Genomic DNA, 9,853 nt, shown 5'->3' with positions numbered 1-9,853 from the left:
ATTGAAGGCATCATTCTCCCGAATCAGAAGCCTAACCACGAATCTCCAAGTAACTGGAAAGAATACTTTAGCTTTAGTACAGACCATAAAGTTATTGGTATCCAGTATCTCGTTACTTCATTCTTCTTCTTTCTCGTCGGCGGTATCTTTGCGATGGTGATGCGGGGAGAACTACTAACACCCGAATCAGATTTAGTTGATCGCACCGTCTACAACGGGATGTTCACCATGCACGGCACCGTGATGCTGTTTTTGTGGACATTTCCCTCCCTAGTTGGTTTTGCTAACTATCTAGTGCCATTAATGATTGGGGCGCGAGATATGGCATTTCCCCGCCTCAACGCCGTTGCCTTTTGGATGGTGCCAGTAGTTGGGATTTTGATGATGGGTAGCTTCTTCGTCCCTGGTGGCCCAGCCCAAGCCGGTTGGTGGTCTTACCCGCCAGTCAGTCTCCAGAATCCCACAGGTAACTTAATTAATGGTCAAGTTATCTGGCTCTTAGCGGTGGCAATATCCGGCGTATCCTCAATTATGGGGGCAGTGAACTTTGTCACCACAATCGTGAAGATGCGGGCGCCAGGAATGGGCTTCTTTCGGATGCCGTTGTTTGTCTGGGGAGTATTCAGCGCCCAGATTATCCAACTATTCGGATTACCTGCACTGACAGCTGGTGCGGTGATGTTGCTACTTGACCTCACAGTTGGCACCGCCTTTTTCGACCCCGCAAAGGGTGGGAATCCAGTCATGTTCCAGCATTACTTCTGGTTCTACTCCCACCCCGCCGTTTACGTGATTATTTTGCCCGTCTTTGCGATTTTCTCAGAAATCTTCCCAGTTTATTCACGTAAACCTCTATTTGGTTACAAAGTAGTTGCCGTTTCATCGATCTTGATTGCCGTAGTCAGTGGCATTGTTTGGGTACACCACATGTACGTCAGTGGTACATCAGGCTGGATGCGGTTGGTTTTCATGATGACAACGATGTGTGTATCTGTACCGACGGGAATTAAAGTATTTGCCTGGGTAGCAACTATTTGGGGCGGGAAACTGCGGTTAAATACCCCCATGCTGTTTGCCTTGGGCGGATTAGTCATGTTTGTGTTCGCCGGCATCACAGGGATCATGCTTTCCTCAGTACCGGTCGATGTCCACGTTAACAATACCTATTTTGTGGTGGGACACTTCCACTACGTCCTTTACGGCACAGTGACGATGGGCTTATTTGCTGCCATCTATCACTGGTTCCCCAAAATGACTGGGCGGATGTACTCCGAAAGCTGGGGTAAAATCCACTTCTGGTTAGCCTTCATCGGCACCAATCTTAACTTTTTGCCTATGCACCCATTAGGATTGCAAGGAATGTTACGTCGAGTTGCCTCTTACGCCCCAGAGTATCAATTCTGGAATGTGATCGCTAGCCTGGGCGGATTTCTCTTAGGAATGTCCACCTTGCCCTTCATCTTCAACATGGTGATTTCTTGGATGCAAGGCGAGAAAGCACCTGCTAATCCTTGGCGGGCAATTGGATTAGAGTGGTTAGTTTCTTCACCTCCTCCAGTAGAAAACTTTGAAGAAATTCCGATCATCATCTCCAAACCCTACGGCTACGGCAAATCAGAACGCTTAACAGCCAACCTCCCAGAATAACCCAAAGGGAAGCCACAGAAACCCTCCGCGTACCTCTGCGCTTCCCTCCGCTACCTAGTGCGTTTCAAACTCCCCCTCAAACTAAAAGCAAAATGGACAGCTATATCAATTCAAATGAATTGCACCAAACAAGCGCAGAACATAGCCACGACGAAGAAGGCAACAAAATGTTTGGCTTCATTGTCTTCCTACTGTCCGAAAGCGTTATCTTTTTAAGTTTTTTCGCCGGATATATCATCTACAAAACAACAACTCCTAACTGGCTACCAGCTGGTGTTTCCGGATTAGAAGTAAAAGATCCGGCAATCAACACAGTCATTCTAGTTTCCAGTAGCTTTGTGATTTATTTAGCAGAAAAAGCCCTTCAACGCCATGACTTGAAAGGGTTTCGCCTGTATCTCTTCGCTACGATCGCAATGGGAACTTACTTTTTAGTTGGACAAGCGATTGAATGGAGCCATCTGGAGTTTGGCTTCACCTCCGGGACATTCGGTGGCACATTTTACTTGTTAACGGGCTTCCACGGTTTGCACGTTCTTACAGGTATCCTGTTACAGTTGATTGTTTTGGGTCGTTCTTTCATTCCTGGTAACTATGAAACAGGTCACTTTGGCGTCAATGCAACTTCGTTGTTTTGGCACTTTGTTGATGTTATCTGGATTATTTTGTTTATCCTTATCTATGTTTGGCAGTAAATATTGATGGCAAGCATGAGGGACTAATTTTTCCCTCTGCTCCATTTAGCTTTACACTAAATAACTCGTATTTGGTACGATCGCAAAGAAGGCATACTCATACCAAGCAGTCCAAATGAAACTGCGAAGCCATCGCTGACGCTTTTCGGGACTCAATTCATATTCAAATGCCCCACGAGATACATCAATGGAAGATAGATGAGAGTTGCAACCGCAGCCGTGTTGATAAGTAAAACCGTATTTAGAAGCAATACTTTGCACCTTCATCTGAATAGCAAACACCTTACCTGCATGGAGTATGGCATCCCAAGGGCGTTTGTGTTCGATATCGCGCTGATCAAATCGTAAGGCACGTTCTTCAAAAACATGATCGCGGTAAATTGGTGCTAGATGCACATGATAGAAGCTGGCAGGTAGTTCATAACCAAACTCATTAAATAAATCTATACCAATGCGAGCCACTTTTACTTCATCAGCGAACTCGATTCCCTTTGATTCCACATCACAAAGAATTTCTGCAAAGTTCGGATAGCTGTGTTTGAGAAAGTCCTGCCCAAAAAACTCCAGAGTTTCCCACGCCAGTTGGGCAAATAGCTGGGAGAATGAGGGTATCAAGTGAGCTAGTTGGGGGCGATCGCTAAACAAGTCAACATCACCATGCTCTAATTTATATAAGAACAACTGTGCCATCTCAACATAGCTTTGGGGATAGTCAAGTCCAACACTCGCGCTTCCTCTAGCAATGTCTTGCCATGTAGAAGGTAGTTGAGAAACGTGAACCGCATTTTCTCCAGCAATGACTGCAACAGGAGGACATTCGAGAAGTTGCATCGACAATCTCCTTTAAGACTTTAATCTGTAATTTACCTTAAGCGATGCCAAGTATATCTTCTGAACACAATTAAAAATGTATGACAGACTGTCTTTTGACAGCGATATCTACTGTCAAGTCCGAAAAGTCAATCTAGCATTTACAGAAAACCACCATTCTGCAAGCCTCTGGCACTTCAATCAAGCCAATCACTGAGAAATTCAACTTGATTGTGCATCTGCTCAGCTGATTTTATCACCAACAGTTTCAATATTCTACGTACCTGCTCACCCACTGAAAATCGCTGTTGCTGCATCAGCAGTATACCTGCATGAGGTTGTCCGCGTGTGACAAACTCGGTGTGCAAACGGTAAAAGTCTCGCACATTGCCGCTATATATCACCCTGCCTTGTTCCGTCGCCCATATAAGCTGCTCGTCATCGGGGTATCTTAATCGATTTGCTTCCAAGCTCGTTATTACATCTATACCCCTCTCTCTTAAAGCTTGCACAATTGCCCGACGGTTAGAATCCTCATCGGTATACAGACGAATTTGACTCACGATTGTTTACTAGAACTGTGCAAGGCTAGGAGGCGATCATATTCAGCTTCATCTGCTGCAATGTCCAAATCGATTTCATTTTTGTTGGCGTAGTAATGGGTTAATGCCGCATAAATCTGCGCCAAGTTTAAATGCCCTATTTCATGGGCAATTTCTTCTATGCTATGACCCCCATTATGCCAAATTGCAATTCGACGAACGGTAACTCCTGTGCCTGCAATCAAAGGAGTACCCCCATGAATTCCAGGATGAGAGTCAATCAAACTACCAATGTTAACTGCTACAGCCAAAGTGTTTTCCTCTACACTCAATGCTTTTATAAGGATCTTAGCTTAATCTGATGGCAAGAGGGCCAAGGAATGGTTTGGTGAAACCTTGGTGGAAGGCGATGGTAATAGCCTAGAGCAGTTTAGGATATAGCTGTCCAACTACACTCCAATTTTCTTATATATTTTCTCACCTTTGACTATTTCTTCATAGTATTGCTCATAAGAGGTGAACCTGATAGATTCTTGTCTTCCTAAACCCAAGATGCCAAAGGTGCAGAGGCTATTATAAAACAGTTCATGTACCCGTTTTTGAAGTACCGGATTGAAATATATGAGGACGTTACGACAAAGGATAACATTAAACTCATTAAAAGAACTGTCAGTTGCTAAATTATGCTGGGCGAAAACAACATTTTCTCTTAGAGATGATCGAAAAATCGCGTTATCATAACCTGCTGTATAATATTCTGAGAAAGACTTCTTGCCGCCTGCTTTTAAATAAAGTTGAGTATATTCCTGCATCAGTTTTAGGGAAAAAATCCCACTTTTGGCATTTTGTAATACCTTCTCGTTCGTATCAGTGGCATATATGCGACAACGGTGGTAAAGTCCTTCTTCTTGAAGCAAAATTGCCATTGAGTAAACTTCTTCACCACTTGAACATCCAGCGTGCCAGATGCGAATAAATGGATAGGTTTGTAAGAAGGGGATAACTTGATTTCTGAAGGTGTTATAAAAGCTGGGATCACGAAACATTGATGTTACATTCACCGTCAGAGCAAGCAAAAATCGTTCCAAATAGACACGGTTATGCAGTAAACGCTCTTGCAATGCCGAAACATTTGCTAACCCCTCTAACTGCATGAAGCTCTGAATACGCCGCTTGAGTGAAGAAAGAGCATAATCACGAAAGTCATAACCGTAGTATTGATACAGCCCTTCCAAGAGCAGATGTATTTCGATGTCCTCTAAGGTTGGTTTGGGCAAAGGCATAATAATTCGTAATACTTCTCTACGAGAGGCTGCGCCAACGGCTGCGCTCAGTACAAGTTCGTAATAACGCTCTCTACGAGATGCTAAAAGCGTAGCTTGCTTCTCTGTAAGAGTACGATGACTCGCTAACGCTTCTCTACGAGACGCTACGCGAACGCTAACGTAATTCGTAATTTATAATTATTAGCCCAGGCATGAATGGGCTTTTTGAAATAATGATGCTGGACTTTGAGTAATTTCCATAAATCAATTTAGTTGGTCTTTAGCATCAATTATAAATTAGAAATTATAATTATTTGCTCATACAAGAATTTTAGATAGGTGATCAAGAAAAAATAATGATAACAACAGGCCTAATTCTATGCTTAAGTAAACTACGCGCAGCAAATGCACCACAAGAAAACAAATAGAGAAGATTTTTACAAACCATTTAAGATTGCTGCAAAATCTAACATATTTTACGCCTAAAATACCTTGCTGAATCAATTAAATTTGATCCCGGTGCTGGTTATGGGTTTCAGTTTAACCAAGTGACTGTTACTACTAAAATGGCGATCGCTATTATTGAAATCCCAGCTAGCCATCTAACCTGGTAGCGCAGATTTTTAATCTCTTGGCTCAGACTTTGTTTCTGTGGAATAGAATATGGTTCCAGTTGTACAACTTCGATAGCTACTTTTTGGGGTGTATTTTGGGGATTTTTAAAAGACACCTGCGTATGTAGCCAATTAGTAATCAGTTGGGGACAGTTCTTTTTAAACCAATTTAAAGCTAAAGTTCTAAAAACTGGTTTCGACATCCGGGCAATTAATTTCATCACCCTATTTAAGGGTTTCAAGCGAAGCTTTTGATTGATCAGATTGACTGAACCAACATCATACAGACAATCCAGAATTAGTTTCACAGTGGCTTCTTCACTGTTAATCAAGTTTTGCAATAAAAGCAGAACATCACGCATCCGCTCTGCTTCCTTATACTTTTCAGCCGAGTTTTCTGGAAGACTTACTGAAGGACTTACGGTTGTATTTACAGTATTTTTTCTTACTATCGTCATATTGGTAACATAGCAGCCATAATAATGTTAGTACACCTATCTACCGAGAGAAAGATTTTTTATCTAGAGAGAGAATCTAAAAGCCAAAATTTGTTTGTGAGATACATGACTATATCGTGTCTGTGAACTACCTACACTGACCTTGCAGTACAGTGTATGCTGTGGGGTGGGCGGTCTCCGCCCGCCCAGTAACCAAAGGCTCTCGTGTCGCCCACCCCACAATAAATAGTTGGATATTTTTTTATTTGGAAGTCCCTTACCACCCGATGCAATGGCATTGACCTCTTGCAAAAGTCCCTAACATCTCAGCTCCTCCCCGCAGGCTCTTAGGGGAGAATTTGAGGTAAGTTAAAAGCGGGGTGGGGTTCTTTTTTTGATTTATGCAAGAAGTCTATTGTCTGCAAAAGCGTACTTTTGCAAAGAAGCGACTGTCACAATATTTAAACAAACCTATATTTTAATTTCAAAAATGTCTGCTAAACACACAAATAGTAGAAGTCCTAGCCAATCTCGTGACTGGCCAATTGAGGAATTGCCTGGACTAAGCCACGAGGAACAATCTCAACTGCAAAATTGCGGGATTACTAGCACAGTAGCGCTAATTAAACAAGGAAAAACTTTAGAGGAAAGACTAGCGTTAGCAAATAAATTACAAATTCATCTTCAATATGTAAATAAATGGATGGCTTTGGCTGACTTGGCACGTATTCCCAGTGTGGGGACACAATATTGTGGTTTATTGCTCCATGCGGGTATTGGTTCTGTAGCGCAGTTAGCTCAAACTCCAACTCATAGATTACACCAACAAATTATGCGTTTGCAGGTAGCAACAATGCAGCGACGAGATTTGTGTCCAGCAATTGAGCTAGTACAACAGTGGAGTCAGCAGGCGCAAGCAATTATTAATTAGGAGTTTGGAGAGACGCAATTAATCACGTCTCTTTGGAGAGACGCGATTAATCGCGTCTGTACAGTTAAAATTCATAACTAAGTAAGTGGGTCAAATTAAATATAAAACCTTACTCTGCCTCTGGCTTCCCTCTCCGAACTCACGGAGAGGGATTGAGGGTGAGGTTTTATCTTATATTTAATTGTGCCTTCCTACTTAATAACTCCTAACTCATAATTATTCACTCTTTGATCAAGACTCCATTCAGGAAGATATCAGCAAGTCCTTCTGCCATTTCCTGCATTTGTTGGGGGGAAGCGTCAGGTTCGATGATGGTGTTATTGGAAAAACCTGCGATCGCAAACATTCCCAAGAAAACTTTCGCAACTAGCTTGGCATCCATTTGACGATAAATGCCTTTATCCATCGCTGTCTGAAAGAAGGCTTCGGCCACATCAGTCATTTTGGTAATCACTTCTAATTGAATGCGATCGCGCAAATCGGGGTGAAACTGCACCTCTATAAAACAAACACGCATCAAATCGGCATTTTTTTGGAAATTCCACATCCTCCGGCGCATCACCTGAGCGATCGCTTTATAGTTACCCATTTCACTTAATTCTGTGAGTAAATCTGTGAGAATCTCTACCCAGCCACTAGTAGCTACTTCCACCAAAATTGCTTTTTTATTAGGAAAATAACGAAATAGAGTGCCTTCAGCTACACCTGCTGTTTGTGCTAAATCGCGGGTGGTAGTGCCGTCAAATCCCTTAGAGGCAAACAATCGTTGTGCCGTCTCTAAAATCCGCGTGCGTGTCTGAGCTTCTGAGGGCGGGGAAGAATTAAAAATTCGCATAAAAGTTATGGTGAGATATGTAAAGCAGGATTTGTAGCATTATTGTCTACTTCAAGCAGAAAAAACCCTGAAAACTTAATACAAGATTAACGCTCTTTGGCTAAGTGTCCTGTTTTGTAGTTAGTGTAACTTTATCTTAATTTTTTTGCTTATGAACCAGAACAGTCGGTTGATTTGGGACTTTCCTGCGGAACGCTACGCGAACGATTTCAAATTTGGGACTTTCCTGCGGAACGCTACGCGTAGCTTGCTTCTCCGAAGGAGTACGACTTCTCTACGAGACGCTACGCGAACGCTACTTCGACCCTTCTCTACGAGACGCTGCGCGAACGACGTAGGCTCAGGGCAGGCAAGCTCAGTAAAAGTCAGTCGAACGGTTTTGGATTGGTCAGATCAAGTATCTGTCACATTGCGGCGGTTGTTTGTCACTTTGTCAACTTTAATCATCCTTTGGTGCGGATTGCTGCCAGAAATTGCTCTGGCTCAAACTCAGACGGCATCTCCTCCCCAAGAAATCAAAACTCAAACTCCACCAGTTGAAAATTCGATCCAACCATATCTGGATCGAGTCATCAAGCAGTTAAGGGAATTTCGCCTCGACAATGGTCTAAAATTCATTGTCTTAGAACGACATCAAGCGCCTGTAGTTTCTTTTCTTACCTATGCGAATGTCGGTGGTGTGGATGAGGTAGATGGCAAAACTGGTGTAGCTCACTTTCTGGAACATTTGGCGTTTAAAGGCACAACACGCATTGGTACAAAAGACTACAAAGCAGAAAAACCTCTACTTGAAGCATTAGAACGGTTGGATGCTCAAATTAAAACAGCGAAAACCGATGGCAAAAAAGCTGAGGTTGCTCGGTTAGAAACTGAGTTTAAGCAAGTGGAATCACAAGCGGGTAAGCTAATTTTGCAAAACCAATTGGGGCAAATTGTCGAACAAGCCGGAGGCGTGGGTTTAAATGCCAATACTTCTAACGAAGCCACCCGTTATTTTTACAGCTTTCCTGCCAATAAGCTGGAACTTTGGATGTCGTTGGAGTCGGAGCGATTTCTTGATCCGGTAATTAGTCGTGAGTTTTATAAAGAGAAAGATGTAATTTTAGAAGAGCGGCGGATGCGGGTGGAGAATTCACCCATTGGACTGATGCTGGAGAAATTTGTTGATACTGCTTACAAAGTCCATCCCTACAAGCGTCCGGTGATTGGTTATGACGAAGATATCCGTAATCTGACACCAGATGATGTCCAAAAGTTTTTTGATACTCACTACGTACCAAGTAATTTAGCGATCGCCATTGTCGGAGATGTGAACGCGGCTCAGGTAAAAAAACTGGCGCAAACTTATTTTGGCCGCTATCAACCAAAAACCAAAGCTGTTGAACAAATCCCGACAGAACCGCCACAACAACAAACACGCGAAGTTACTTTACGGCTACCTTCTCAACCCTGGTATTTAGAAGGTTATCATCGTCCGGCAATTACCCATCCAGATAATGCAATCTATGAAATCATTGGCAGTTTATTAAGTGATGGGCGCACGTCGCGGTTGTATAAGTCTTTGGTAGAAAAGCAACGTTTAGCGCTTAATGCTCAAGGTTTTAGCGGATTTCCTGGAGATAAGTACCCAAACCTGATGTTATTCTATGCTCTCACGGCTCCTGGTCATACAGTTGATCAATTGGCGGTAGCTTTGCGCCAAGAAATTGACAAATTAAAAACTGAGCCGATAGCGGCGGCTGATTTGCAACGGGTGAAAACCCAAGCACGGGCGGGTTTGTTACGTACCCTCGATTCAAATATGGGGATGGCTCAACAATTATTGGAATATGAGGTGAAAACTGGCTCTTGGCGGAATTTGTTTAAGCAGTTGGATGATATTGCGGCGGTGACGACGGCTGATATTGAGCGGGTGGCAAAAAAGACGTTTACGCCGGAAAATCGCACGATTGGTAAGTTGTTGTCGAAAGAAGCTTAAGAGAAGTAAGCAACTCAGGTCTAAAGACACTGAGCTTTAGCCCAGATCGAACATCCCAAACAAAGACATTTGTCCTTGCAACTGGCACGTCAACCCCGG

At 43.0% G+C, this 9,853-nt stretch carries 10 protein-coding genes; 4 read left to right on the top strand and 6 right to left on the bottom strand.

Going from position 1 to position 9,853, the window contains the following annotated elements; all coding sequences use genetic code 11:
• Together ctaD and ACYTXL_RS08810 are read left to right on the top strand one after the other, a co-directional pair.
• Positions 1–1,647: a cytochrome c oxidase subunit I gene (gene ctaD, locus ACYTXL_RS08815; protein ID WP_461924390.1), complete on the top strand. Its 1,647-nt coding sequence runs from the start codon at positions 1–3 to the stop codon at positions 1,645–1,647.
• A gap of 92 nt (positions 1,648–1,739) precedes the next feature.
• Positions 1,740–2,342 carry a cytochrome c oxidase subunit 3 gene (locus tag ACYTXL_RS08810; protein WP_461924389.1) on the top strand — a complete coding sequence of 201 codons (603 nt, stop codon included), beginning with the start codon at positions 1,740–1,742 and terminating at the stop codon, positions 2,340–2,342.
• Positions 2,343–2,393: 51 nt separating this feature from the next.
• On the opposite strand, the gene ACYTXL_RS08805 is transcribed toward ACYTXL_RS08810, so the two are convergent.
• From ACYTXL_RS08805 to ACYTXL_RS08785, 5 genes are all read right to left on the bottom strand, one after another.
• The gene (locus tag ACYTXL_RS08805; protein ID WP_461924388.1) at positions 2,394–3,173 is read right to left on the bottom strand and encodes a hypothetical protein; all 780 of its coding nucleotides are present in this window, start codon (positions 3,171–3,173) and stop codon (positions 2,394–2,396) included.
• A gap of 176 nt (positions 3,174–3,349) precedes the next feature.
• The gene (locus ACYTXL_RS08800) at positions 3,350–3,715 is read right to left on the bottom strand and encodes a DUF5615 family PIN-like protein (protein WP_461924387.1); all 366 of its coding nucleotides are present in this window, start codon (positions 3,713–3,715) and stop codon (positions 3,350–3,352) included.
• Positions 3,712–4,026: a DUF433 domain-containing protein gene (locus tag ACYTXL_RS08795; protein ID WP_461924386.1), complete on the bottom strand. Its 315-nt coding sequence runs from the start codon at positions 4,024–4,026 to the stop codon at positions 3,712–3,714. The genes ACYTXL_RS08800 and ACYTXL_RS08795 overlap by 4 nt, the downstream gene beginning before the upstream one ends.
• Positions 4,027–4,143: 117 nt before the next feature.
• On the bottom strand, positions 4,144–4,977 hold the full coding sequence (locus ACYTXL_RS08790) for a CheR family methyltransferase (protein ID WP_461924385.1): 834 nt from the start codon (positions 4,975–4,977) through the stop codon (positions 4,144–4,146).
• Positions 4,978–5,494: 517 nt separating this feature from the next.
• Positions 5,495–6,031 carry a hypothetical protein gene (locus ACYTXL_RS08785; protein WP_461924384.1) on the bottom strand — a complete coding sequence of 179 codons (537 nt, stop codon included), beginning with the start codon at positions 6,029–6,031 and terminating at the stop codon, positions 5,495–5,497.
• 469 nt (positions 6,032–6,500) lie between these two features.
• Here ACYTXL_RS08785 and ACYTXL_RS08780 point away from each other — a divergent pair, with 469 nt between their 5' ends.
• Entirely contained in the window at positions 6,501–6,941 is a 441-nt protein-coding gene (locus ACYTXL_RS08780; protein WP_461924383.1) for a DUF4332 domain-containing protein, read from the top strand.
• Between the two features lie 220 nt (positions 6,942–7,161).
• On the opposite strand, the gene ACYTXL_RS08775 is transcribed toward ACYTXL_RS08780, so the two are convergent.
• The gene (locus ACYTXL_RS08775) at positions 7,162–7,776 is read right to left on the bottom strand and encodes a TetR/AcrR family transcriptional regulator (protein WP_461924382.1); all 615 of its coding nucleotides are present in this window, start codon (positions 7,774–7,776) and stop codon (positions 7,162–7,164) included.
• A 151-nt stretch (positions 7,777–7,927) separates the two neighbouring features.
• On the opposite strand from ACYTXL_RS08775, the gene ACYTXL_RS08770 reads away from it, so the two are divergent.
• The gene (locus ACYTXL_RS08770) at positions 7,928–9,754 is read left to right on the top strand and encodes a M16 family metallopeptidase (RefSeq protein WP_461924381.1); all 1,827 of its coding nucleotides are present in this window, start codon (positions 7,928–7,930) and stop codon (positions 9,752–9,754) included.
• The last annotated feature ends 99 nt before the right edge of the window (positions 9,755–9,853 follow it).

It is taken from the genome of Nostoc sp., from assembly GCF_054880495.1.
The sequence above is the reverse complement of the archived record's forward strand: the minus strand, read 5'-3'. Positions and strand labels throughout refer to the sequence as shown.

Bases quoted from the DNA above. Each gene is read 5' to 3' on its own strand.
- ACYTXL_RS08780 (WP_461924383.1), top strand. From the start codon at position 6,501: ATGTCTGCTAAACACACAAATAGTAGAAGTCCTAGCCAATCTCGTGAC.
- ACYTXL_RS08775 (WP_461924382.1), bottom strand. From the start codon at position 7,776: ATGCGAATTTTTAATTCTTCCCCGCCCTCAGAAGCTCAGACACGCACG.
- ACYTXL_RS08785 (WP_461924384.1), bottom strand. From the start codon at position 6,031: ATGACGATAGTAAGAAAAAATACTGTAAATACAACCGTAAGTCCTTCA.
- ACYTXL_RS08805 (WP_461924388.1), bottom strand. From the start codon at position 3,173: ATGCAACTTCTCGAATGTCCTCCTGTTGCAGTCATTGCTGGAGAAAAT.
- ACYTXL_RS08810 (WP_461924389.1), top strand. From the start codon at position 1,740: ATGGACAGCTATATCAATTCAAATGAATTGCACCAAACAAGCGCAGAA.
- ACYTXL_RS08770 (WP_461924381.1), top strand. From the start codon at position 7,928: ATGAACCAGAACAGTCGGTTGATTTGGGACTTTCCTGCGGAACGCTAC.
- ACYTXL_RS08790 (WP_461924385.1), bottom strand. From the start codon at position 4,977: ATGCCTTTGCCCAAACCAACCTTAGAGGACATCGAAATACATCTGCTC.